General features: G+C 60.9%; 26 protein-coding genes. 15 read left to right on the forward strand and 11 right to left on the reverse strand.

The window, feature by feature from the left end; translation table 11 throughout:
* The first annotated feature begins 66 nt into the window (after nucleotides 1-66).
* From yfiR to yfiB, 3 genes are read left to right on the forward strand one after another with little or no spacing between them, the layout of a single operon-like run.
* Nucleotides 67-642, forward strand: coding sequence for a regulatory sequestration protein YfiR (gene yfiR, locus NL123_RS04850; protein ID WP_248484525.1), 576 nt, complete (start codon nucleotides 67-69; stop codon nucleotides 640-642).
* Nucleotides 639-1,901 carry a diguanylate cyclase DgcN/YfiN gene (dgcN, locus tag NL123_RS04855; RefSeq protein ID WP_494357324.1) on the forward strand — a complete coding sequence of 421 codons (1,263 nt, stop codon included), beginning with the start codon at nucleotides 639-641 and terminating at the stop codon, nucleotides 1,899-1,901. The genes yfiR and dgcN overlap by 4 nt, the downstream gene beginning before the upstream one ends.
* A gap of 4 nt (nucleotides 1,902-1,905) precedes the next feature.
* On the forward strand, nucleotides 1,906-2,397 hold the full coding sequence (gene yfiB, locus NL123_RS04860; RefSeq protein ID WP_494357325.1) for an outer membrane lipoprotein YfiB: 492 nt from the start codon (nucleotides 1,906-1,908) through the stop codon (nucleotides 2,395-2,397).
* Between the two features lie 143 nt (nucleotides 2,398-2,540).
* On the opposite strand, the gene NL123_RS04865 is transcribed toward yfiB, so the two are convergent.
* Nucleotides 2,541-2,831, reverse strand: coding sequence for a DUF3077 domain-containing protein (locus NL123_RS04865; RefSeq protein WP_494357326.1), 291 nt, complete (start codon nucleotides 2,829-2,831; stop codon nucleotides 2,541-2,543).
* Nucleotides 2,832-3,163: 332 nt separating this feature from the next.
* A complete protein-coding gene (locus NL123_RS04870) occupies nucleotides 3,164-4,111 on the reverse strand; it encodes a LysR family transcriptional regulator (protein ID WP_093128239.1) in 948 nt (315 codons plus the stop codon).
* A gap of 129 nt (nucleotides 4,112-4,240) precedes the next feature.
* Here NL123_RS04870 and NL123_RS04875 point away from each other — a divergent pair, with 129 nt between their 5' ends.
* Entirely contained in the window at nucleotides 4,241-5,758 is a 1,518-nt protein-coding gene (locus NL123_RS04875) for a CoA-acylating methylmalonate-semialdehyde dehydrogenase (RefSeq protein WP_494357327.1), read from the forward strand.
* A 15-nt stretch (nucleotides 5,759-5,773) separates the two neighbouring features.
* Nucleotides 5,774-6,661 (forward strand): 3-hydroxyisobutyrate dehydrogenase, encoded by an 888-nt coding sequence (mmsB, locus tag NL123_RS04880; protein ID WP_248484503.1) that lies wholly within the window; start codon nucleotides 5,774-5,776, stop codon nucleotides 6,659-6,661.
* Between the two features lie 47 nt (nucleotides 6,662-6,708).
* Here mmsB and NL123_RS04885 read toward each other — a convergent pair whose 3' ends face one another.
* Nucleotides 6,709-7,419: an SIR2 family NAD-dependent protein deacylase gene (locus NL123_RS04885; RefSeq protein WP_248484501.1), complete on the reverse strand. Its 711-nt coding sequence runs from the start codon at nucleotides 7,417-7,419 to the stop codon at nucleotides 6,709-6,711.
* A 153-nt stretch (nucleotides 7,420-7,572) separates the two neighbouring features.
* Between NL123_RS04885 and NL123_RS04890 the strand changes: the two genes are divergently transcribed.
* Both NL123_RS04890 and NL123_RS04895 read left to right on the forward strand, forming a co-directional pair.
* The gene (locus tag NL123_RS04890) at nucleotides 7,573-8,109 is read left to right on the forward strand and encodes an N-acetyltransferase (protein ID WP_248484499.1); all 537 of its coding nucleotides are present in this window, start codon (nucleotides 7,573-7,575) and stop codon (nucleotides 8,107-8,109) included.
* Between the two features lie 39 nt (nucleotides 8,110-8,148).
* Nucleotides 8,149-8,319 carry a hypothetical protein gene (locus tag NL123_RS04895; protein ID WP_248484497.1) on the forward strand — a complete coding sequence of 57 codons (171 nt, stop codon included), beginning with the start codon at nucleotides 8,149-8,151 and terminating at the stop codon, nucleotides 8,317-8,319.
* Between the two features lie 61 nt (nucleotides 8,320-8,380).
* Here the strand turns inward: NL123_RS04895 and NL123_RS04900 are convergent, their stop codons facing one another.
* The gene (locus NL123_RS04900; protein WP_015885872.1) at nucleotides 8,381-8,725 is read right to left on the reverse strand and encodes a cupin domain-containing protein; all 345 of its coding nucleotides are present in this window, start codon (nucleotides 8,723-8,725) and stop codon (nucleotides 8,381-8,383) included.
* A gap of 240 nt (nucleotides 8,726-8,965) precedes the next feature.
* Here NL123_RS04900 and kynB point away from each other — a divergent pair, with 240 nt between their 5' ends.
* Both kynB and kynA read left to right on the forward strand, forming a co-directional pair.
* Entirely contained in the window at nucleotides 8,966-9,616 is a 651-nt protein-coding gene (gene kynB, locus NL123_RS04905) for an arylformamidase (RefSeq protein WP_248484495.1), read from the forward strand.
* Nucleotides 9,613-10,470 carry a tryptophan 2,3-dioxygenase gene (gene kynA, locus NL123_RS04910; protein WP_015885870.1) on the forward strand — a complete coding sequence of 286 codons (858 nt, stop codon included), beginning with the start codon at nucleotides 9,613-9,615 and terminating at the stop codon, nucleotides 10,468-10,470. Before kynB ends, kynA begins: the two co-directional genes overlap by 4 nt.
* 38 nt (nucleotides 10,471-10,508) lie before the next feature.
* Here kynA and NL123_RS04915 read toward each other — a convergent pair whose 3' ends face one another.
* The 4 genes from NL123_RS04915 to antA form a co-directional block, all read right to left on the reverse strand.
* A complete protein-coding gene (locus NL123_RS04915) occupies nucleotides 10,509-11,912 on the reverse strand; it encodes an amino acid permease (protein ID WP_248484490.1) in 1,404 nt (467 codons plus the stop codon).
* A gap of 71 nt (nucleotides 11,913-11,983) precedes the next feature.
* Complete coding sequence (gene antC, locus NL123_RS04920; RefSeq protein ID WP_248484488.1) at nucleotides 11,984-12,991, reverse strand: anthranilate 1,2-dioxygenase electron transfer component AntC; 1,008 nt, start codon at nucleotides 12,989-12,991, stop codon at nucleotides 11,984-11,986.
* A gap of 137 nt (nucleotides 12,992-13,128) precedes the next feature.
* A complete protein-coding gene (gene antB / locus NL123_RS04925) occupies nucleotides 13,129-13,620 on the reverse strand; it encodes an anthranilate 1,2-dioxygenase small subunit (protein ID WP_058425695.1) in 492 nt (163 codons plus the stop codon).
* A complete protein-coding gene (antA, locus tag NL123_RS04930) occupies nucleotides 13,620-15,011 on the reverse strand; it encodes an anthranilate 1,2-dioxygenase large subunit (protein ID WP_494357328.1) in 1,392 nt (463 codons plus the stop codon). The genes antB and antA overlap by 1 nt, the downstream gene beginning before the upstream one ends.
* A gap of 312 nt (nucleotides 15,012-15,323) precedes the next feature.
* Here antA and NL123_RS04935 point away from each other — a divergent pair, with 312 nt between their 5' ends.
* Nucleotides 15,324-16,310, forward strand: coding sequence for an AraC family transcriptional regulator (locus tag NL123_RS04935; RefSeq protein ID WP_494357329.1), 987 nt, complete (start codon nucleotides 15,324-15,326; stop codon nucleotides 16,308-16,310).
* Here the strand turns inward: NL123_RS04935 and NL123_RS04940 are convergent.
* Entirely contained in the window at nucleotides 16,307-17,182 is an 876-nt protein-coding gene (locus NL123_RS04940; RefSeq protein ID WP_016974899.1) for a LysR family transcriptional regulator, read from the reverse strand. The two genes, NL123_RS04935 and NL123_RS04940, sit on opposite strands and share 4 nt — an antisense overlap.
* A 114-nt stretch (nucleotides 17,183-17,296) precedes the next feature.
* Here NL123_RS04940 and NL123_RS04945 point away from each other — a divergent pair, with 114 nt between their 5' ends.
* Genes NL123_RS04945 through catA form a run of 3 tightly spaced genes read left to right on the forward strand, consistent with a single transcriptional unit; the run spans nucleotide 17,297 to nucleotide 19,698 of the window.
* Nucleotides 17,297-18,424 (forward strand): muconate cycloisomerase family protein, encoded by a 1,128-nt coding sequence (locus NL123_RS04945; RefSeq protein ID WP_494357330.1) that lies wholly within the window; start codon nucleotides 17,297-17,299, stop codon nucleotides 18,422-18,424.
* Nucleotides 18,425-18,436: 12 nt separating this feature from the next.
* Entirely contained in the window at nucleotides 18,437-18,727 is a 291-nt protein-coding gene (gene catC, locus NL123_RS04950; RefSeq protein WP_071496358.1) for a muconolactone Delta-isomerase, read from the forward strand.
* A 41-nt stretch (nucleotides 18,728-18,768) separates the two neighbouring features.
* Nucleotides 18,769-19,698, forward strand: coding sequence for a catechol 1,2-dioxygenase (gene catA / locus NL123_RS04955; RefSeq protein ID WP_494357331.1), 930 nt, complete (start codon nucleotides 18,769-18,771; stop codon nucleotides 19,696-19,698).
* A gap of 123 nt (nucleotides 19,699-19,821) precedes the next feature.
* Here the strand turns inward: catA and NL123_RS04960 are convergent, their stop codons facing one another.
* Nucleotides 19,822-20,295, reverse strand: coding sequence for an Lrp/AsnC family transcriptional regulator (locus tag NL123_RS04960; RefSeq protein ID WP_003176072.1), 474 nt, complete (start codon nucleotides 20,293-20,295; stop codon nucleotides 19,822-19,824).
* Nucleotides 20,296-20,439: 144 nt separating this feature from the next.
* On the opposite strand from NL123_RS04960, the gene kynU reads away from it, so the two are divergent.
* Both kynU and NL123_RS04970 read left to right on the forward strand, forming a co-directional pair.
* On the forward strand, nucleotides 20,440-21,690 hold the full coding sequence (gene kynU / locus NL123_RS04965) for a kynureninase (RefSeq protein ID WP_494357332.1): 1,251 nt from the start codon (nucleotides 20,440-20,442) through the stop codon (nucleotides 21,688-21,690).
* A gap of 163 nt (nucleotides 21,691-21,853) precedes the next feature.
* Nucleotides 21,854-23,260: an amino acid permease gene (locus NL123_RS04970; protein WP_248484476.1), complete on the forward strand. Its 1,407-nt coding sequence runs from the start codon at nucleotides 21,854-21,856 to the stop codon at nucleotides 23,258-23,260.
* On the opposite strand, the gene NL123_RS04975 is transcribed toward NL123_RS04970, so the two are convergent.
* Complete coding sequence (locus tag NL123_RS04975) at nucleotides 23,206-24,096, reverse strand: LysR family transcriptional regulator (RefSeq protein WP_248484474.1); 891 nt, start codon at nucleotides 24,094-24,096, stop codon at nucleotides 23,206-23,208. The genes NL123_RS04970 and NL123_RS04975 overlap by 55 nt on opposite strands.
* Between the last annotated feature and the right edge of the window lie 4 nt (nucleotides 24,097-24,100).

Genomic DNA, 24,100 nt, shown 5'->3' on the forward strand with positions numbered 1-24,100 from the left:
CGGGGTTTTTGCGCCGCTGTGCTATCGTTGCGGCATCATCTAAAAAACACCTGAGAGAATCGCTGCATGAACGTGGCTGTCTCGCCCACAGAGCGCAGTTTGAGCTGGAGACGCCTGCTGCTGGTGGCGGTGCTGTGTGTGCTCGCGCCACACACCTTCGCCCAGGCGCCCGACCCCGCAGGCCTCGCCGCCCAGCGCGCCCAGTCGGTCACCCAAGTGGTACTCGGTATCCTCAGTTATGCGCGCTGGCCGGTCGAGCCTGCGCAATTGCGCCTGTGCATCGTCGGCCCCACCCAATACACCGACGACCTGATCAAAGGCACCACCCAGGCCACCGGTCGTCCGGTGGTGGTGCAGCGCCTGCTGGCCAACCATCCCGATATCGTCAATGCGTGCGATGCGGTGTACATCGGCAAGCTGAGTGCCGATGAGCGTAGCCAGTTGTTCACTTCGCTGATCGGTCACCCGGTGCTCAGCATCAGCGAAGGCGGCGACCAGTGCACCGTGGGCAGCCTGTTCTGCCTGCGGGTGAGTGATGAGCAAGTGTCCTTCGAGGTCAACCTCGACTCCGTCGCCCGCAGCGGTGTGCGCATTCACCCCAGCGTGCTGCAGTTGTCCCGTCGCCGAGCGCCTGCGCCATGAAGGCCGATAACGTGCGACCGACGTTGCGCTCGGTCATTGGCCGAGGGCACCTGATCCTGGCGCTGGTGGCCGTGACGCTGGCGAGCGTCTCGCTGACCCTGCTGGGTGTATTGGCGTTGCGGGTGTACGCCGAACACAACCTGCACCTGATCGCGCGCTCCATCAACTACACCGTCGAAGCGGCGGTGGTGTTCAACGACAGCGCGGCAGCCACCGAAGCCCTCAGCCTGATCGCCTCCACCGAAGAAGTGGCCCAGGCCGAAGTCTTCGACGCCAATGGCAAGTTGCTGGCGCAGTGGATACGTCCGGATACCGGCATGCTCTCGCGAGTTGAACTGGAACTGGCGCACACCCTGCTCGAACAACCCATCAGCCAGCCTATCCTCCACCAAGGCCGAGCCATCGGCAGCACTCACCTCACCGGTCACGGCGGTAGCCTCTTGCGCTTCCTGCTCAGCGGCCTGGCCGGGATCCTCATCTGCACCGCGCTCAGCGCGTGGATTGCCCTGCACCTGGCGCGACGCCTGTTGCGTGGTATCACCGGCCCACTGCAAAGTCTCGCCGCCGTGGCCCACGCCGCCCGTAGCGAGCGCGACTTCGACCGCCGCGTACCCCCGGCAAAAATCGCCGAGCTCGACAGCCTGGGCAGCGACTTCAATGCCTTGCTCGGCGAGATGGAAGCCTGGCAAAACCACCTGCAAAGCGAAAACGAATCCCTCGCCCACCAGGCCAACCACGACAGCCTCACCGGCCTGCCCAACCGCGCGTTCTTCGAAGGGCGTCTGATCCGTGCCCTGCGCAGTGCGGCCAAGGCCAAGGAACAACTGGCGGTGCTCTACCTCGACAGCGACCGCTTCAAAGAGATCAACGACAGCTTTGGCCACGCCGCCGGTGATGCCGTGCTCGTGGCCGTGGCCGAGCGCGTGCGTGCGCAATTGCGTGAGGATGACCTGGTCGCGCGCCTGGGCGGTGATGAGTTCGCCATCCTGCTGGCGCCGTTGCACAAGGTGGAAGACGCCGAGCGCATCGCCGACAAAATCATCGCCAGCATGGACCTGCCGATTCCGGTGCCCGGCAACACCCAGGTATTGACCTCACTCAGTATCGGTATCGCTATCTACCCCGATCATGGCGCCACACCTGGCACCTTGCTCAATGCCGCCGATGCGGCGATGTACCAGGCCAAGCGCTTGTCCTCGGGCGGCCAGCAAACGGCGGAGTCGGAGAGCCCCGTCGTCAACGTTCAACACAGGAGTTGACCCTTTGTTCACGACCGCGCGCTTCATGTTTATCACCCTGCTGGTGTCACTGCTCGCCCTCGGCGGCTGCCAGACCGCCCCACCCAAAGGCCTCACCCCGGCACAAGTCGCGGTCCTCAAGCAACAAGGCTTCGAACTGACCGACGAAGGCTGGGCCTTCGGCCTGTCCGGTAAAGTGCTGTTTGGCAGCGACGTCGAGACGCTCAACCAACCCAGCACCGACATCGTCCAACGCATCGGCAAGGCCCTGCTGGGCGTGGGCATCGAACGCGTGCGCGTCGACGGCCACACCGATGCATCGGGCAAGGAAACCTACAACCAGCAACTGTCCCTGCGCCGGGCGAAAAGCGTGGCGACGGTGCTGACCGGTGTGGGCATGAAGGAAGAGAACATCCAGCTGCGCGGGCTGGGCAGCAGCGAGCCGGTGGCCTCCAACGATACGGCGGCAGGGCGCACGGAAAATCGGCGGGTGTCGATTGTGGTGATTGCGGACTGATAGGTTTCGCCCTGTCCCAACCTGAAATGCAATCAAAATGTGGGAGGGGGCTTGCCCCCGATAGCGGTAGAGCAGTCGATTAGATGTCAACTGCCGCTCCGCCATCGGGGGCAAGCCCCCTCCCACATTTGAGCTGCGTTCGCTTAACGGCTTGGCGTCATCGCCTGCGTCAGGTCATCGACCACGGCCTTGCCCATCTCACACAGATAATGCGCAGCCCATGCGTATTGCTCGCCGCGTACATCCATGGCGGCTTCCATCGCGAGTTTCTTGGAGTAGAACAGCAGGGTGGAGGCGTGTTCCAAGGCTTCCTCGATCGGCATGCCGGAATTGACGCGGAACAGGGGTTTTTCGTTTTCACCGTAGTCGCCGAAGGTGACGACGCCGAGGGTGGTGAGGGAGGAGAGCGGTGGGTCGGGGACGATTTTGGACATGGTTTTTCCTTAGGTTAATAAGTAGAAACCGCCACGGCACGTCGCTAAACATGGAGAGGTGGCAGCTGTACGCGGGTTAGCGAACCGGTAACCTAGGGAACCCGGTAGACCCCGAAGGTCTCCCGCGCACAGCCGCCATAACACGATAAGGCAGGCAAAAATGCCAGCCAAAGGAGTTGCGGAGATTGAGCCTACGTTTCTCGGGTCGCTAAACCCAATCGCTGTTTTGCAGCGACCCGAGGAGGCTAGACAGTCAAATCTTGCGGCGCAATAGGCCAGAGATTCTCTAGGAAACGTCCTGCAAATTAAAGCGAATCATCGTTGATGGCCCTTTAATCCGCGAACCTGATCTCCCTTGTCTCCCCCATCAACAACCCCTGATTCTGCTCCGTCACTTCCCTGATGTAATCCCACAACAACGTAATCCGCTTCAACTTGCGCAAATCCTCCCGGCAGTACATCCAGAACTGGCGAGTGATGGAAATCTGCTCCCCCAACACCGGCAACAACCGCGGATCCTGCGCCGCCAAAAAGCACGGCAGTATCGCCATCGACCGCCCCTGCTGCGCCGCCACGTACTGCGCAATCACGCTGGTACTGCGCAAACTGGCGCTGGCGCCGGGCACCACGTTGGCCAGGTACAGCAGCTCCGAGCTGAACGCCAGATCATCCACATAGCTGATAAACGGATGCTCGGCCAAATCCGCAGGTTTGCGGATGGGCGGGTGTTGGTCCAGGTATTCCTGGGTCGCGTACAGCTGCAATTTGTAGTCGCACAATTTGCAGCACACATACGGCCCATGTTCCGGCCGTTCCAGTGCGATGACGATGTCGGCTTCGCGCTTGGACAGGCTGATGAAGTGGGGCAGGGGCAGGATGTCGACCGAGATGGCCGGGTAGGTGTCGACGAAGTGGCTCAGTTGCGGGGTGACGAAGAAGCTGCCGAACCCTTCGGTGCAGCCCATGCGCACATGCCCGGACAGCGCCACGCCGGAGCCGGAGACTTGTTCGCAAGCCATGTGCAGGGTGCTTTCGATGGACTCGGCATAGCCGAGTAAACGCTGGCCTTCGCTGGTGAGGACGAAGCCGTTGGTCCGGGATTTTTCGAACAGCAGGGTGCCGAGGGACACTTCCAGTGAACTGATGCGCCGCGACACGGTGGTGTAGTCAACCGCCAGGCGCTTGGCGGCCACGCTGGCCTTGCGGGTGCGAGCCACTTCGAGGAAAAACTTCAGGTCATCCCAGTTCAGGGAGCCCAGCGACGTGATGTTTTTTTGCATATTGGTCCGGCTTTTATGTGCGTTCTTATTAGAGATTTGCACATCTATACTCCAAAAACAGTCCGAACGCCTCATTTCCCAAGGCGGTTACGCGCCTTGTCTCTGTATAAATATAAGATTGGAGACCACATGAACGCATCCGCCGATATTTCCGTGCAACAGGTCAAGTTGCTGATCAATGGTGAATGGGTCGAGTCCAAGACCACCCATTGGCAAGACATCGTCAACCCCGCCACCCAAGAGGTGCTGGCCAAAGTCCCGTTCGCCACCGCCGATGAAGTCAACGCCGCCATCGACGCCGCTCATCAAGCTTTCCAGACCTGGAAGCTGACGCCGATCGGCGCGCGCATGCGCATCATGCTCAAGCTGCAGGCCTTGATCCGCGAACATTCCAAGCGCATTGCCGTGGTGCTCAGCAATGAGCAGGGCAAGACCATTGCCGATGCCGAAGGCGATATTTTCCGTGGCCTGGAAGTGGTGGAGCACGCCTGTTCCATCGGCACCCTGCAAATGGGCGAATTCGCCGAGAACGTCGCCGGTGGCGTCGACACCTACACATTGCGCCAACCGATCGGTGTGTGCGCCGGCATTACCCCGTTCAACTTCCCGGCGATGATTCCGCTGTGGATGTTCCCGATGGCCATCGCCTGTGGGAATACCTTCGTCCTCAAGCCGTCCGAGCAGGACCCGCTGTCGACCATGCTGCTGGTGGAGCTGGCGCTGGAAGCCGGTGTGCCGGCTGGCGTGCTCAACGTGGTGCACGGTGGCAAGGATGTCGTGGATGCGCTGTGCACCCACAAGGACATCAAGGCCGTGTCCTTCGTCGGTTCGACGGCAGTGGGCACCCATGTGTACGACCTGGCTGGCAAACATGGCAAGCGCGTGCAGTCGATGATGGGCGCCAAGAACCATGCGGTGGTGCTGCCGGATGCCAACCGTGAGCACACCCTCAATGCCCTGGTCGGTGCCGGTTTCGGCGCGGCGGGTCAGCGTTGCATGGCTACCTCGGTGGTGGTGCTGGTGGGTGCGTCCAAGCAATGGCTGCCGGATCTGAAGGCGCTGGCGCAGAAACTCAAGGTCAACGCGGGCAGCGAGGCCGGCACCGATGTCGGCCCGGTGATTTCCAGGCGCGCCAAGGCACGCATCCTGGAGTTGATCGAAAGCGGCGTGAAAGAAGGCGCCAAGCTGGAGCTGGACGGCCGCGACATCAAGGTGCCGGGCTTCGAGCAAGGCAATTTTGTCGGCCCAACCCTGTTCTCGGGCGTGACCACTGATATGCGTATCTACACCGAGGAAATCTTCGGCCCGGTGCTGGTGGTGCTGGAAGTCGACACCCTCGACCAAGCCATCGCCCTGGTCAACGCCAACCCGTTCGGCAACGGCACTGGCCTGTTCACCCAGAGCGGCGCGGCGGCGCGTAAATTCCAGAGCGAAATCGATGTAGGCCAGGTCGGCATCAACATCCCGATTCCGGTGCCGGTGCCGTTCTTCAGCTTCACCGGCTCCCGGGGCTCCAAGCTCGGCGACCTCGGCCCGTACGGTAAGCAAGTGGTGCAGTTCTACACCCAGACCAAGACCGTCACCAGCCGCTGGTTCGATGACGACACGGTCAACGATGGCGTCAACACCACCATCAACCTGCGCTGATTCCGGGAGACAACCATGAAGATTGCATTTATCGGCTTGGGCAACATGGGGGCCCCCATGGCCCGAAACCTGATCAAGGCAGGTCACGCGCTGAACCTGTTCGACTTGAACCAGGTGGTACTCAAGGAATTGGCCGAGTTGGGCGGCACCATCAGCGATTCACCACGCGATGCGGCGAAAGACGCTGAGCTGGTGATCACCATGCTGCCCGCCGCCGCCCATGTGCGCAGCGTGTGGCTGAATGAAGACGGTGTACTCGCCGGCATCGGCAAAGGCGTACCGGCGGTGGATTGCAGCACCATCGACCCGCAAACCATCCGCGACGTAGCGGCTGCGGCGGCCAGGCAAGGCGTAACCGTAGCCGACGCCCCAGTCTCCGGCGGCACCGGTGGCGCCGCTGCTGGGACGCTGACTTTCATGGTCGGCGCCACCCCGGAACTGTTCGCTACCCTGCAACCGGTGCTGGCGCAGATGGGCCGCAACATCGTGCACTGCGGTGAGGTGGGCACCGGACAGATCGCTAAGATCTGCAATAACCTGTTGTTGGGGATCAGCATGGTTGGCGTCAGCGAAGCCATGGCATTGGGCGACGCGTTGGGCATCGATACTCAGGTGTTGGCGGGGATCATCAACAGCTCGACCGGGCGTTGCTGGAGTTCCGACACCTACAACCCATGGCCGGGCGTGATCGAAACGGCGCCGTCGTCGCGTGGCTACACCGGTGGGTTTGGTGCGGACCTGATGCTCAAGGATTTGGGCCTGGCTACCGAAGCGGCACGTCAGGCGAAGCAACCCGTGATCCTGGGCGCCGTGGCCCAACAGTTGTATCAATCGATGAGCCAGCGCGGGGAAGGGGGCAAGGACTTTTCGGCGATCATCAACAGCTATCGCAAGCCCAAGTAGGGGCGTTTCCGGGAGCCTGCCTTCAGTGGGCCCCCGGGTTTTTGCGGTTAACGAGCCTTTTGGCCTTTCAGCCAGCATCCCACCACATAAGGCACCAGGCTTGATGCCTTTCCTCGCATGAATTCGTAGCCGTAGGGCTTACGCGAAACAGCCAGTCCAATCAGGACCTTTTCGGCAGAGTGCCTGGCTTTCGTAACCAAGCCTGCGGCCGGTTGAGTGGTCAGTGATGTGCCCACGGCCAGCACTTTCTCTGCGTTTTTAAAGTGCTGCAGCGCCTTCTCGATATTTGGCACATTTTCGCCATACCAGACGATATACGGGCGTAATTGGCTGCCTTTTTCACAGGTGTCGCCGAGCAAGATCGGCTTATCGTCGATCTTGTAAATCAGTTGCTCGTCGACCGTACTTTGCGCCAGGTTGATTTGACCATGCAGATGCAGAACACACGTGGACCCTGCCCGTTCGTGCAGGTCGTCGACGTTTTGCGTGATCACCACTACATCAAACTGCTGCTCCAACTCCGCTAGGGCGCGGTGCGCCGCATTGGGCTGCGCAGCCCACGCCTTGTGCCGCAACGCGTTATAGAACGCGAGCACGTCCGCGGGGTGTCTATGCCATGCCTCGGGCGTAGCGACGTCTTCGACGCGATGGTCCATCCACAGTCCGGTTTCGTCGTTGAACGTGTCCAGGCCACTTTCGGCACTGATGCCAGAGCCGGTGAAGATGACGATTTTTTGCCTGTCGAATTCAGCCGTCATGGGGAGGGCTCCATTGCTCGTGACGAATACGCCTGAAAAATCTTGAATTCATCGTTGGCCCAAGGCTACACCCGATCTTGCTACGGTTTGCGCCCTTTCGTTGTTAACGCGGCTTTCTGATCTTTCCACTCTACTCGTAAGAATCTGATCGTAATGGCACGTCGATACTCGAACTCCCTCAAGTACCTGGTCTTTCAATCTCAATCGAGAAAGGCGGCACTGGCTTCATTCATCGAGCAGTGGACTGCATTGGGCCATCAGTGGCTCGACGCTGCGAAAGTACGCTTCGATGTGATTGATGGTCGGGCCATAGAGGCGTTTTACCTCTGGGGAGGTGACGCCCAATTTCCCTGGGAGGATGTTCCGGCCTGGAGGGCCTTGGACGCTAAAGGGTTTGATTTGTCGATCTGGCACGATGAGCAACTATGTGGCCTCTGTTACGCAACGCCTCGTGACAGTAAAGTCACGATCAAGATTGTGCTTCTCGAAGGTAACTCAGATAGCGAACATCCCTTGAAAGGCTTGATCGCTGCGCTTGCCCTCGGCGCCATCGACGCATACGCGCGTGTCATCGGGTGCTCTCGAATCGAAATTCAGGAGCCACGACCAGACGTCGTACAGACGTATAAGCGACTTGGCTTCACCTATGACGAAAAGCACCGCCTTGTGATTTCAGTTGAGCGCACCTAGTATTGGGCGCATGTACAAGGCTCACAGAGGCTTGGGTTAATGAAAGCGACAAACCAGAAATCAGACACGCAATGGGTCGAGACGTTTTGCGCCGAAGCCAAGAAGCTTGGCGGCCCAACGTCTGCCAATCAAAAAAGGTTTTTCAGCGTAGCTATTGAGCATGGTAAAGACATGGAGCCGACAGGCCCCTTGGCTGGCAAGAGCCGCTGAAACGCACAAAAAACCGCCGTTACAGGCGGTTTTCTGTTCTTGAAATCAGCGGATTGCCAGTTCAAGCAAACACAAAATACTTACGCACCGTCTCGACCACTTCCCACGTCCCCTTCATCCCTGGTTCCACCACAAAGATATCCCCAGCGCGCAAGTGAATCGGCTCCATGCCTTCTGGCGTGATGATGCAGTAGCCTTCCTGGAAATGGCAGTATTCCCACTTCACGTAATCCACGTACCACTTGCCCGGTGTGCAGATCCAGGTGCCCATGATCTTGCTGCCGTCTTCGCTGGTGTAGGCGTTGAGGTTGACGGTGTGCGGGTCGCCTTCGAGCTTTTCCCATTTGCAGGCGTCCAGGACCGGCAGGGGGTGGGTGTCGCGCAGTACGGTGATGGGCTTGGACATGATGCCTCCGAGGCAGGGAATGGAAGGATCCACACTAAGGCCTGGGGCGTTGCGTCAGTGGTCTGAACTCGACATCGGGATGCCCAGAAGCGCAGCGGTGTTTATTTGATATAACCCATCACCAATCCGCTATTTCCTCGCAATAAGTGCGAAAGATTTCCCCCTTCACGCCAGAATTCGCAAGAAAATTCGCGGCCGGCCCTCGTATCATTCACCCCAGTAACCGCCGAGAGCCTGCAAATGAACCCAATAAAAACGTGGTGGGATATCAGCCCGCCCTTGAGTACGGCGACCCCGACCTGGCCGGGGGATACGCCGTTCCAGGAAGAGCGCGTATGGCAGTTTGGCCCGGAATGTCCGGTGAATGTCGGGCGCATCACCTTGTCGCCGCACACCGGCGCCCATGTGGATGCGCCGCTGCATTACAGCGCGGACGGCGCGGCCATTGGTGAGGTGTCGTTGGATGTGTATATGGGGCCGTGCCGCGTGCTGCATTGCCTGGACAGCGGCGCGCTGGTGCAGCCGCATCAGTTGGAGGGCCGTGTGGATAACGTGCCCGAGCGTGTGTTGCTGCGTACTTATCCACAAGCGCCGCTTACCGAATGGGATTCGAACTTCACCGCCATCGCCCCACAGACCATCGAGTTGCTCGCCAGCCTGGGAGTGCGCTTGATCGGTATCGACACGCCATCCCTGGACCCACAGCAGTCCAAGACCATGGATTCCCACAACGCCGTGGCGCGCCATGGCATGGCGATTCTTGAAGGCATCGTGCTCGATGACGTCCCCGAGGGCGACTATGAATTGATCGCCCTGCCGCTGCGTTTTGCCAACCTCGACGCGAGCCCTGTCCGCGCCATTCTCCGCCCGCTCAAGGAGCCCACGCGATGAGCCAATGTCCCTTCTCTGCCGATTACCAACCTCCGGAAGAATGGCATAACGCCGAACTGAATTTTTCCGAGTCCATGAGCTACGGCGATTACCTGGACCTGGGCAAAGTCCTCAGCGCCCAGCACCCGCTGTCGCCGGACCACAACGAAATGCTCTTCATCATCCAGCACCAGACCTCCGAGCTGTGGATGAAACTGATGCTCCACGAGCTCAAGGCCGCCCGTGAACACGTGCGCCTGGGCGAGCTGCCACCGGCGTTCAAGATGCTGGCGCGGGTGTCGCGGATCTTCGATCAACTGGTGCACGCCTGGGCGGTGCTGGCCACGATGACGCCGTCAGAGTACAAGGCGATCCGCCCGTTCCTGGGCCAGTCGTCGGGGTTCCAGTCGTTCCAGTACCGTGAGATCGAATTTATCCTCGGCAATAAAAGCGCGGCGTTGTTGCGGCCCCATGCCCACCGGCCTGAGCTGTTGAACGAGTTGAAAGTGGCGATTGCCACGCCGTCGCTGTATGACGAAGCGATCAACCTGATGATCAAGGCGGGCCTGGCGATTGATCCGAAACGTGCCGAGCGCGACCCGACGGCGGCGACGGTTCACGATGAGTCGGTGGAGGCGGCGTGGCGCGAGGTGTATCGCGACCCGAACCGTTATTGGGACCTGTATCAATTGGCCGAGAAGTTTATCGACCTGGAGGATTCGTTCCGCCAGTGGCGCTTCCGCCATGTGACGACGGTAGAGCGGATCATCGGCTTCCAGCCGGGCACGGGTGGCACGGAGGGTGTGGGGTATTTGCGCAAGATGCTCGACACCGTGCTGTTCCCCGAGTTGTGGCGAGTACGCTCCACGCTGTAAACAAAATGTGGGAGGGGGCAAGCCCCCTCCCACAGGCATCACTGCGCGTTGACTACCGCGTGGCTCCTGCGAACCCGCAGCCGATAGGCAATGTAGATAATCCCCACCCACACCGGCATCGCATACACCGACTCGCTGATGCCCGGAATCGCCAGCATCACGCTGATGATCATCACCATGAACGCCAGGCACAGGTAGTTGCTGAACGGGAACCAGAAGGTCTTGAACGACGGCGTCAGGCCTTGTTCGCCCATGGCCTTGCGGAACTTGATGTGGGTGATGCTGATCAGCGCCCAGTTGATCATCAGCGAGGCAACCACCAGCGCAAACAGCAGCTCCAGGGCGCTCTTCGGTGCGACGTAGTTGACCACCACGCACAACATCGTCACCAGGGCCGAAATCGCCAGGGCGCGGATCGGCACGCCTTGCTTGTTCAACTTCATCAGCGATTTGGGTGCGTCGCCTTGCTCGGCCAGGCCGAACAGCATGCGGCTGTTGCAGTACACGCCGCTGTTGTACACCGACAGCGCCGCGGTCAGCACCACGAAGTTGAGGATGTGGGCGGCGGTGTCGTTACCGATCAGCGAGAAGATCTGCACGAATGGGCTGCCGCTGTAGGCGTCGCCCGACGCGCCAAGGGTCTGCAGCAGTTGGTCCCATGGGTAGAGCGACAACAGCACGGTCAGCGCGCCGACGTAGAAAATCAGGATGCGGTACACCACCTGGTTGATCGCTTTCGGGATCACTTTGCGCGGCTCGCTGGCTTCGGCGGCAGTGATGCCGACCAGTTCCAGGCCACCGAACGAGAACATGATGAACGCCATGGACATCAACAGCCCCATGCCGCCATTGGGGAAGAACCCGCCGTGGCTCCACAGGTTGCTGACCGTGGCTTGCGGGCCGCCGGTGCCGCTGAACAGCAGGTAGCAGCCGAGCACGATCATGCCGACAATCGCCACCACCTTGATGATCGCGAACCAGAACTCGGCTTCACCGAAGAACTTCACGTTGAGGGTGTTGATCAGGTTCACCGCCACGAAGAACACCAGCGCGCTGACCCAGGTCGGGATCTCCGGCCACCAGAACTGGATGTACTTGCCCACCGCCGTCAGTTCGGCCATGCCCACCAGTACGTAGAGTACCCAGTAGTTCCAGCCGGCCAGGAAGCCTGCGTAGCCGCCCCAGTATTTATGCGCAAAATGGCTGAAGGAACCGGCCACCGGCTCTTCGACGATCATCTCGCCGAGCTGGCGCATGATCAGGAACGCGATAAAACCGGCAATCGCGTAGCCGAGGATCATCGACGGCCCCGCCGACTTGAGTACCCCGGCCGAGCCGAGGAACAACCCCGTGCCGATCGCCCCTCCCAAGGCGATCAGCTGAATGTGCCGGTTCTTCAGGCCACGCTTGAGGCCCACCGGGTTAACCATGTCATCCGCCATTAACATTCCCTTCTACTTGTTTTTCTCAGGGTGGAGTGCACGCCGCATCTACCCCTCAGAAGTGCTGAGGGTCAGATATTACTCTGCGTGAACTTTTCGTAATACAACTGAACGCCATCAAGTGCCTGATCCGCCAGCCATTGTTGGACGGATTCGACCATTGGAGGGGGGCCGCACAGGTACATATCCGCCGATCTGTCCCGCAATTCGGCCAGGTCGAAATGCGCGGTGAGGTAGCCGCGTTTGCCGGGCCATTCGTCCGAGGGCGCGCTGAGCACTTCGGTGTAGCGAAAGCCCGGGATTTTCGCGGCGTAGGCCTGGATGCGCGCCGCTTCACACAAGTCTTCTGCGCCACGCACGCCGTAGTACAGGTGCACGGGCTGGTCGCAGCCGTTGACGGCCAGTTCATCGAGCATGCCCAGCAGGGCTGATAATCCGGTGCCGCCCGCCACCAGCACCAAGGGTTTGGTGACATGGCGCAGGTAGAAGGCGCCGAGTGGCGCTTCCATCATCAGTTCATCGCCGACCTGGCAGCGCTCGCGCAGGTAGTTGCTCATCACCCCATCGGGCAGCAGGCGCACCAGGAATTGCAGTTGATTGCCTGGCAGGTTGGCGAAGGAGTACGAGCGCCAACTGTCTGTGCCGGGCACCGCCAAGCGTGCATATTGGCCGGGCAAAAAGTCCAGCGCCTGCTCCAACTGCACCTGCAGGATCGCCGTGCTGGCCGACACTTGCTCAACCGCGCTCACGGTGCCCTTGACCTGAACCGGCCCCGGCGCATTGCACAAGCTCGAATCAAAGTCGAAATAGAATGTCGCGTCGGACTTCACCCGCGTCTGACAACTGAGCATCTTGCGCTGTTGCAGGTCGAGGCTGGACAGCGCTTCTTCGTCGACATAATCCTGGCTGTAGTCGCCGGACTCGCAACGGCCCTGGCAGGTGCCGCACACGCCTTCGCGGCAATCCAGCGGGATCTTGATGCCGTTGCGCAACGCGGCATCCAGCAGGATTTCATTGGCTCCGACGGGGAAGAACAGGGTCTTGCCGTCGGCAAAACTGAAGGCTACTTTGTGATTCATCCACCGTTCTCCATGGATTTTATAACTGTAGTGAGCGGGCTTGCCCCGCGCTGGAGTGCGCAGCGCTCCCAAGCTTTTGGGGCCGCTGCGCAGCCCAGCGCGGGGCAAGCCCGCTCACTACAAGTCACAGTCGGCTGTCAAAGGTGATAGAAATCCAGCACCGAGTTGATGGTGTCGTTGAGCAGCAACGCATGCTTGCGGGTGATCAACCAGCTGTCGCCTTCAGGTTTCAGGGTGTAGGTGGCGTGGCCGTAAAACTGCTCTGAAGTGGCCAGGCGATAGAACAGCGTGTGCCAGTTCAACTTCACCTCCAGCGTGCCATCCGCCTGTTCGGCGATGCGCACGTTGTTGATCAAATGCAGCGTGCGCGGCATCGGTGTGGCCGACGCCGCCTTGCCGGTGCGCAGGCGGAACACGCGGTCCTCCAGGCCCGAGCGGTTGGCGTAATAGATCAACGACATCTCGCGCTTGGGGTCGCGGGTGTAGACGTGCTCCGAGTCCCATTGCGGCAGGTGGAACTCACTCTGCGGGTCGAACAGCTGCACATAGGCGTCCCAGTCCTGGGCGTCGCACAACTCGGACTTGCGGTAGAAGAACTGCTCGATCCGGTACTGCAATGGGGCATTCATCAGTTCACCTCCCGCAGTTTCAGCGCTTGATTGTCCAGGCCCTTGAGCAGGAACTGCTGCCAGTTGCGGTGCTGGTTCACGTAGAGGCCTTCATGGGTGAACTCGGTGCCGGTCATGGCCGGTTGAATGCCGATGGCTTCGCTGTTGGGCGTGGGGCCGGTTTCCCAGCGGTGGCTGCCGCGTGAGATATCGCTCCAGCGTTCAAGCCGGCCCTGGAACCCGCGCTGGGCTTCGCGGAACTCCACCAGGTCATCCGGCGTGCCCATGCCGGACACGTTGAAGAAGTCCTCGAACTGGCGAATGCGGTTTTCGCGGTCGGCGTCGGACTCGCCCTTCACCCCCAGGCACTGGCTGATGATCTCGGTCTTGTTCCACGCCACCGGGCGGATGATGCGCAGCTGCGAGCTGATCTGGTCGAGGAAGAACAGGCTCGGGTAGATATTCAGGTTGCGCAGGCGATGCATCATCCACTCGGCCTTTTGCTGGCCGTGCTCCTGCACCAGACGCGGCATGATGGTGGCGTAGCCGGAGCGCACGCTGGGGTTGGGCATGTCGCTGAACAGCACACTGTGGCCGTTGTTGAAGGCGAACCAGCCGTCATCGGTGTTGGCGTCACCGGCGCCGAGCTTGCTGTAGTCCAGGGTGCTGCCGGCGCCGGTGCCGTTCTCGGTGTTCACCTGTTGCCGGTGCTGCACCGTGGCCACGTAGTTGTAGTGCACGGTGCTGACGTGATAACCGTCCAGGCCGTTTTCGTTCTGCAGCTTCCAGTTGCCGTCGTAGGTGTAGGCGGATTTGCCCGGCAGTACTTCCAGCTCACCGGTGGCGGACTGCGCAACCATCATGTCGAAGAACACTTTGGCATCGCCGAGGAAGTCCTCCAGGCTGTCGCTGCCATTTACGTCCAGGCTGATAAACACGAAACCCTTGTAGCTCTCGATGCGCGCCTTTTTCAGGCCGCGTGTGGCTTTGTCGAAACCCTCCGGGTATTCCCCCGGTGCCTTGACCTTCACCAGCCGGCCATCGCTCTTGTAGCACCAGGCATGAAACGGGCAGGTGAACGTGGATTGGTTGCCCTTGCCGACCCGCGTCAGCGTGGTGCCGCGGTGCTGGCAGGCGTTGATCAGCGCATTGAGGCGGCCTTCGCCATCGCGAGTGATGATCATCGGCTGGCGCCCGGCGCGCATCGTCACGAAGTCGTGGTTGTTGGCCAGTTCGCTTTCGTGGCAGGCGTAGATCCAGTTCTTTTCGAAGATCAGTTCCATCTCCAGATCGAACAGTTCCGGCTCGGTGAACATGTCGCGGGCGATGCGGAACACTTCATCCACCGGGCGAAAGTCCAGGCAACCTTCGATAAACGTTTTCCACTGCTCGACGCTTCTTGCACCACTCATGGGAGGCACCTTTTTGATAGGGGCTAATCGGTGGTTTATTAGAGGCAGTGGTGCAGGGTGCGGGCTATCCGCTTAGTGGGGGAACCTGCGCCGGATAATTGGGCAGCAAATACCCAACCCGGTGCAGGAAGGTGACGGGATGCGCTACTGTCTTGCAGGGCAATGGCCGGAAAAACCGGTGGTTTATCCACTTAGTCGACTATTGCTATCCACCCGCTGGCCATTGCGCCGGCGTGGCGCATTATTTGCTGTCGAACAACAACGACGCGCCGCCAGAGCGCGCAACAGCCTAACCGCCGTGGGTGCACCCTGATGAGCAGCCAAACGATTCAACGCTTCGACCTGGAAGGTGCCCGCAGCTGGATGTCGGGCATTTGCGGGCCCCACCGCCTGGCCACCAATACGCCGGAGCGCCTGCGCTTTCATCACAGCGCCAACGTGTTCAAGTCCCGCGCCACCACCCTGGGCGTGATCGAATACGGCACCGACGTGACCATCGACATCGAAGACGCCGAGCACTTCAGCAGCTACAGCTTGAGCCTGCCGTTGGTGGGCGAGCAGGAGTTGAGCAAGAACGGTGAGCGCCTGGTCTCCAACCGCGACCAGGGTGTGATCATCTCGCCCAACGAGCATCAGGTGCTGGCGATTTCCGGCGATTGTCGCAAGTTGCAGGTGGTGATCACGCGGGCGGCGATGAGTGAGTCACTGGAAGGTTTGCTGCAACGGCCGATTGAGGCGCCGCTGCGCTTTGAGTCGGTGATGGACGCCGTGGACGGGGCTTCAGCGTCCTGGTGGCGCATGGCGCGCTACTTCATCGCCGAGCTTGAGCATGGAAGCGAGTTATACGAGCAGGCCGCTTTTACCCGCGACCTGGAAAGCTCGCTGATCAAGGGCCTGATCCTGGCCCAGCCGAACAACTACTCCGAAGAACTGCGCGATGTCCTCGGCGTGAAGCTGCCGCATTACCTGATCCGTGCGCGGCAGTACATCCATGACAACGCTCGGGACGCCGTGCACCTGGAAGACCTGGAAGCTGCTGCGGGGGTGTCGCGGTTCAAGTTGTTCGATGCCTTTCGCAAATATTTTGCCCTGTCGCCGATGGCCTATTTGAAGAAGCACCGCCTGTGCGCGGTACGCCAGGAAATCCTCGAGCACGGCTCTACCCGCACCATTTCCGAAATCGCCCTGGGCTGGGGCTTTACTCACCTGGGGCGGTTCTCGGCGGAGTATCGCAAGCTGTTCGATGAGTCGCCGAGCCAGACCTTGCAGCGCAACGATGCGCGGCGCCTGCGTGGCTAGATCAACTCTTCCACCAGTTGCAGGCAATGACTGAGACCCGGCGACTGGTCATTTACCCGTCGGCTGAGAATGATCGGCGACGTCGCAGTGGCCTCCACCACCGGTGTGTAGCCGATGTCTGCGCGGTGCAGCACTTGCACCGAGGCCGGCACCAGCGTCACGCCCATGCCGGCGCCGACCAGGCCGATGGCGGTCTGCAATTCGTTGGTCCACTGCGCCACCTTGAGGCTCAGGCCGTGGGCGTCGAACAGCGCGATCACATGGTCGGCATAGCTGGGGCGTGGGTTGCCGGGGTAGAGCACAAAGGGCTCGGCAGCCAGTTGGGCGAGGGTGGCGGGCGCATCAAGCAACGGGTGGCCGGCGGGCAGGACGGCGACCAGCCGGTCCTCCACCAGCACGCGTTGGACAATGGCCGGGTCATCGATGCGAATCCGCCCGAACCCCACATCAATGCGCCCGGCCTTGAGCGCTTCGACCTGCTGCAAGGTGGTCATCTCCGACAGCCCCAGTTCCAGCTCCAACGCCTCATGGGTACGCAGCCGGCGGATCAATTCAGGCAGCACGCCGTACAGGGTCGACGGCGCAAAACCGATGCCCAGCCACGTCTTCTCGCCCTGGCCGATGCGCCGGGTGTTGTCACAGACCTTGTTCAATTGCTCCAGCAGCACGTTGGCGTGTTCATAGAAAAAACGCCCGGCCTCGGTCAGTCGCAGCGGTCGGCCACGCTCAAGCAAAATGACGCCCAGCTCATCCTCCAATTGCTGGATCTGCCGGCTCAATGGCGGCTGGGCGATGTGCAGGCGTTCGGCGGCGCGGGTGAAGTTGAGGGTTTCCCCCAGCACCTGGAAGTAGCGCAGGTGACGCAGTTCCATGACGGCTCCTTTCATACCTTGAGGGTATTGTGTGAGACCCATTCTATATTGGAAGCCTTGAAAAATACGGCACAGAATCGGCTAAAACCAATAAAGAACCCAACGGGTATTGCCATGCCGATTTGCGCCATCGAGTCGATCGAGACGATCATCGTCGACCTCCCCACCATCCGCCCGCACAAGCTGGCGATGCACACCATGCAAAACCAGACCCTGGTGATCATCCGCCTGCGCTGCGCCGACGGCATCGAAGGCATCGGCGAAGCCACCACCATTGGCGGCCTGAGCTACGGCAATGAAAGCCCCGACAGCATCAAGGTCAACATCGACCGGCACTTCGCGCCGCTGCTGATCGGCCAGGACGCCAGCAACATCAACGCCGCCATGTTGCGCCTGGAGCGCAGCATTCGTGGCAACACCTTTGCCAAGTCCGGTATCGAAAGCGCCTTGCTCGACGCCCTCGGCAAACGCCTGGGCCTACCGGTCAGCGAGCTGCTCGGCGGGCGTGTGCGCGACGCGCTACCGGTGGCCTGGACCCTGGCCAGCGGCAACACCGAAAAGGACATTGCCGAGGCCGAAAAGATGCTCGACCTGCGCCGCCACCGCCTCTTCAAATTGAAGATCGGCGCCGGTGAAGTCAGCCACGACCTGGCCCACGTGATCGCGATCAAACAGGCCCTGGGCGACCGCGCCAGCGTGCGCGTCGACGTCAACCAGGCCTGGGACGAAGCGGTGGCACTGCGGGCGTGCAAGGTGCTTGGCGACAATGGCATCGACCTGATCGAACAGCCCATCTCGCGCAATAACCGCAGCGGCATGGCGCGGCTCAACCTGTCGAGCCCGGCGCCGATCATGGCGGATGAGTCCATCGAGTGCGTCGAGGATGCGTTCAACCTGGCCCGAGAAGGCGCTGCGTCGGTGTTCGCCCTCAAGATCGCCAAGAACGGCGGCCCGCGTGCGGTGTTGCGTACTGCCGCGATTGCCGAAGCGGCGGGGATCGGCCTGTACGGCGGCACCATGCTCGAAGGCGGCATTGGCACCCTGGCGTCGGCCCATGCCTTTCTTACGCTGAACAAACTGGCGTGGGACACCGAACTGTTCGGCCCGTTGCTGCTCACCGAAGACATCCTCACCGAGCCGCCGGTGTACCGCGATTTCCAGCTGCATATCTCCACCGCACCGGGCTTGGGCCTGGCCATCGATGAAGAGCGCCTGGCGTTCTTCCGTCGTGACAAACACTAAGAGGCGCCTGCCATGTTGTTCCACGTAAAAATGACCGTGAACCTGCCGCTCGACATGAACCCCGAGCGCGCTGCCAGCCTCAAGGCCGATGAAAAGGCCCTGGCGCAGCGCCTGCAACAGGAAGGCAAATGGCGCCACCTGTGGCGCATCGCCGGGCACTACGCCAACTACAGCGTGTTCGATGTCGACAGCGTGCAGGCACTGCATGACCTGCTGATGCAACTGCCGTTGTTCCCCTATATGGCCATCGAAGTGAACGCCCTGTGCCGGCACCCGTCGTCGATCCATGAAGACGACCGCTAGGCCGGCTTCCAAACGAATAACTACAAGATGAGGAATGCACCATGTCCATCCGACTGTCCCAGACTGCCCATGCCCAACAGTTTCTCGAAGAAGCCAGCGGCAACCTCAACGACGCTGGTAACCCGCGGACCAAGGCGCTGATCTACCGGATCCTGCGCGACACTGTGAACATCATCGAAGACCTGGAAGTGACCCCGGAAGAGTTCTGGAAGGCGGTCAACTACCTCAACGAACTGGGCAAGCACCAGGAAGCCGGATTGCTCGCCGCCGGGCTGGGCCTGGAGCATTACCTGGACTTGCTGATGGACGCCGCCGATGAGGAAGCCGGCAAATCCGGCGGCACGCCGCGCACCATTGAAGGGCCGTTGTATGTGGCCGGGGCGCCGCTGTCAAAGGTCGAGGCGCGGCTGGACGATGGCAAGGACGACGCGGTGCCGCTGTTCATGCGCGGGCAGGTGCGCGACACCAACGGCAAACCGTTGGCCGGGGCGATTGTGGACGTGTGGCAGGCCAACACGGGGGGGACTTACTCGTGGTTCGATCCGACGCAATCGGAGTTCAACCTGCGCCGACGCATCGAGACCGATGCCCAAGGCAACTACCGGTTCCGCAGTATCGTGCCGTCGGGCTACGGTTGCCCACCGACCGGGCCGACCCAGCAACTGCTGGATCAGCTCGGGCGCCACGGGCAGCGGCCGGCGCATATCCACTTCTTTATTTCGGCGCCGGGGCATCGGCACCTGACCACGCAGATCAACCTGTCGGATGACCCGTACCTGCATGATGACTTTGCCTATGCGACACGGGATGAGTTGATCGCCGAGATTCGCTTCAGCGACGACCCGCAACTGGCGCAGGAGTTTGGCGTGGAAGGGCGGTTTGCGCAGATCGATTTTGACTTTGAGCTGCAGGTGGCGGAGGCGCCGGTGGAGCAGAAACGCATGCAGCGAGTCCGCGCTCTGGAAGATTAAACGCGATTCAAAAATGTGGGAGGGGGCTTGCCCCCGATAGCGGTGTGTCATTGAACAGTTCAGCCACTGACACTCCCTCATCGGGGGCAAGCCCCCTCCCACATTTGACCGATGGTGTTGCGGTTATTTGCGTACCACCAAGTCCAGCACCTCATCCCGATCCTTGATCTTCTGCAACACAATCTCCGAGCGGATATCCATCACCCCCGCCGTGCGGTTCAGGTGGTTCACGATAAAGTCTGAAAAGTGCTTGAGGTTGCGCGCCTGCACCCGCAGCACATAGTTGCTGGCGCCGGTGATCACGTAGGCGCTGGCGACCTCCGGCCAACCTTGCACCTTCTTGATGAACGTCTCGTGCCAATCCTCCACATCCTGACGCAACGACAGGTGCACGATGGCCTCCAGCTCGATCCCCAACTGCTCCGCATTCAACACCGCACGGTAACCGCTGATGATGCCCTCGCTCTCCAGCAGGCGCAGACGGCGCAGGCACGCGGACGGTGACAGCGCGACTTTTTCGGCCAATTCCTGGTTGCTGATGCGGCCATCCTGTTGCAGGAAATGCAGGAGGCGCAGGTCGGTGGCGTCGAGAATCATGGTTAGAATAAATCCGCGTGTTTGGGGGTTAAATTCGAATTTCCTACAGCTTAATTAGCCTGTTGCCCGCCACTTTGCACGAAAATTCTCTAAAAGTTCGTTCATTATTTGGTCCATCCTTACCTATAAAAGCCAGGACTATCCATGACCACTCGAAGCCACTGCCAAGCCCTCGACGAACAGGACCCGCTGGCGCCATTGCGCCGCCAGTTTGCGTTGCCAGAGGAGGTGATCTACCTCGACGGCAATTCCCTCGGCGCCCGCCCGGTGAAGGCATTGGCACGGGCTCAGGCGGTGATTGCCGAAGAGTGGGGCAATGGCCTGATCCGCAGTTGGAACAGTGCTGGCTGGGCGGACCTGTCCCAGCGCCTGGGCAACCGCCTGGCGCCGCTGATCGGCGCGGGCGACGGCGAAGTGGTGATCACCGATACCACGTCCATCAACCTGTTCAAGGTGCTCAGCGCTGCGTTGACCGTGCAGCGTCAACGCCAGCCGCACCGCAAGGTGATCGTCAGCGAGGCGAGCAACTTTCCCACCGACCTGTACATCGCCGAGGGCTTGGCCGAGCTGCTGCAACAGGGTTATTCCCTGCGCCTGGTGAACAGCCCGGACGAATTGCCCGAGGCCATCGACCAGGACGTGGCGGTGGTGATGCTCACCCACGTCAACTACAAGACCGGCTACATGTACGACATGCAGGCGCTGACCGCCCTGAGCCATGAGTGCGGCGCGCTGAGCCTCTGGGACCTGGCGCACTCGGCAGGCGCGGTGCCCATCGACCTGCATCGGGCCGGTGCCGACTATGCGATTGGCTGCACCTACAAGTACCTCAACGGCGGCCCGGGCGCCCAGGCGTTTGTGTGGGTCAACCCGGCGCTGGTGGATGTGGTGCGACAGCCATTGTCGGGCTGGTTCGGCCACACCCGGCAGTTCGCCATGGAGTCGACGTACGCACCGAGTGCCGGCATCGCGCGTTACCTGTGCGGCACCCAGCCGATCACCTCGCTGGCCATGGTGGAATGTGGGCTGGAGATTTTCGCCCAGACCGATATGGCGAGTTTGCGCAGCAAGTCCCTGGCGTTGACCGATCTGTTTATCGCATTGGTCGAAGCACGTTGCGCTGCTCATGAACTGGTGCTGATCACCCCGCGTGAACACGCCCGGCGTGGCAGTCATGTGAGCTTTGAACACCCCGAAGGCTATGCCGTGATCCAGGCCTTGATCGCCCGTGGCGTGATCGGTGACTACCGCGAACCGCGCATCATGCGCTTTGGATTCACGCCGTTGTACACAAGCTTTACCGAGGTGTTTGACGCTGTGGAAATCCTGGGTGAAATCCTCGACAACCACACCTGGGACCAACCGCAGTTCAAAGTCCGCAACAGCGTCACCTGACCACAACGCAGATAAAAATGTGGGAGGGGGCTTGCCCCCGATTGCAGTGTGCCAGCCAATACAGCGTTGACTGATCCACCGCTATCGGGGGCAAGCCCCCTCCCACAGGGAATCTGTGACAACAGTTCAATAGTGCAATCACAATAATAAAGGGGCACACCACGTGACTACGCCAGACACCGGCTTTGCCGAGATCACCCACCGCGAACTGGGCCTGCGGCGCCAGCTCACTTCCGGCCAGATGAGCATGATCGCCATCGGCGGCGCCATTGGCACCGGGCTGTTCATGGGCAGTGCTTATGCCATTGGGTATGCCGGGCCCAGTGTGCTGGTGAGCTACGCCATCGGCGCGTTGATCACCTTGCTGTTGATGGGCTGCCTGGCGGAGATGACGGTGGCGCATTCCACCTCCGGCTCGTTCGGCGCCTATGCCGAGTTCTATATCAGCCCGCTGGCCGGCTTCCTGGTGCGCTACGCCTACTGGGCGGCGATCGTGCTGGCGGTGGGCGCCGAGGTCACGGCGGTGGCGATGTACATGAAGTACTGGTTCGCCAACGTGCCGGAATGGGTGTGGATCGTGTCGTTTTCCAGCGTGCTGATCCTGCTCAACGCCATCAGCGTGAAGACCTTCGGCAACTTCGAATACTGGTTCTCGACGATCAAGATCAGCGCCATCGTCGGCTTCATCATCCTTGCGGTGTACGTAGTGTTCGGTTCCGGCAACCCGGAGTACGGCGTGCAGAACTACACGGCCCACGAGGGGTTTTTCCCCCATGGCCTGAGCGGCATGTGGATCGCGGTGATCGTGTCGATCTTCAGCTACCTGAGTGTGGAGATGATCGCCGTGGCCGCCGGTGAAGCCGCCGACCCGGAGCAGGCGGTGAAGAAAGCCTTCCGTGCGACCATCGTGCGCCTGGTGGTGTTTTACCTGCTGACCCTGGCGCTGATGCTGGCCATCGTGCCGTGGAACCAGGCCGGGCAGACCCAGAGCCCGTTCGTCACGGTGATGCAGACCATCGGCATTCCCGGCGCTACCGGGGTAATGAACTTCGTGATCCTGATCGCGGCGCTCTCGGCCATGAACAGCCAGCTCTACATCACCACCCGCATGATGTTCAGCCTGTCCCGTGCCGGCTTCGCGCCCAAGTCCATGGGCACCTTGAGCAAGAGCGGCATCCCGCTGAACGCGTTGCTGCTGTCCAGTTCGGGCATCGCCCTGGCGACGTTGCTCAACGTGGTGTACCCGGAAAGTTCGTTCACCTTGATGATGGCAATCTCGATGTTCGGCGCGATCTTCACCTGGTTCATGATCTTCCTTACGCACCTGTTCTTCCGTCGCTACCGCCAGTGCCACGGCGGGCCGAAGCTGTCGTTCCAACTGCGCTTTTTTCCCTACAGCACCTTGCTGGGCCTAGTGCTGATGGGCGCGGTGATGATCACCACGTATTTCACCGAGGCGTTCAAGATGACGCTGGTGTTTGGTGTGCCGTTCCTGTTGATTCTGTCGGCGGTGTATTACGGGTTTTTCCGCAAGGGCAGGGCCAAGGCGTCGAACAAGGCCTTGGCATAACCGGGCAGCTGTTCGAACGAGCGCGCACATAACAGCAGTTTCCGACAGGCCCACTCCTCTTGCAGGGGGTGGGCCTTGAAGGTGGGTTCCAGTGGCCAGCGCTCCAGTGCCGCCTGGGGCACGATACCCAGGCCGGCGCCGCGGGCGACCATGCGGATCACCCCATCAAACCCCTCGGCGCGGATGCGTGTTTGCAGACGGAAACCTGCGTGCAATGCCTGTTCTTCGAGGTAAACCGTCAACGCGCTGTGGGCGGTGAGGCCCACAAAGTCGTATTGCAGGCTATCGATAAAGCTCCCTGCGGTGAACGGATGATCCTGCGGTGTGATCAGCACCAGCGGGTCATCGCGAAACGGCAGGGTCTGCAGGCCGTGGGTGTCTACCGCGTCGGAAATGATCCCGAGGTCCGCCGTGCCCTGGCGCAAGGCCTGGGTGATGCGCAGGCTCGGCAGTTCCTGCAGGTCGATGTCGAGGTTGGGGTGTTCGCGCAAAAAGTCTGCCAGTAACTCCGGCAGGTATTCGCTGAGGGCCGTGGTGTTGCACAGCAGGCGCACCTGGCCCTTGATGCCGTTGGCGTATTCGGCAAGGTCCTGTTGCAGGTGCTCGGCCTGTTGCAGCAGTAGTCTGGCATGGCGGGCCAGGGCTTTGCCGGCGGGTGTAGGGGTAACGCCACGGCGGCCACGTTCAAGAAACGCGATACCCAGCGAAGCCTCCATTGCCCGGATACGCGCACTGGCGGCAGCCAGGGACAAATGGCTGCGGGCCGCCCCGGCGGTGATGTTGCCGGTGTCGAAGATGTGCAGGTAAAGGCGCAGGTCTATCAGGTCAAAGTGCATGGCA

It is taken from the genome of Pseudomonas sp. FBCC-B1565 (assembly GCF_059133265.1).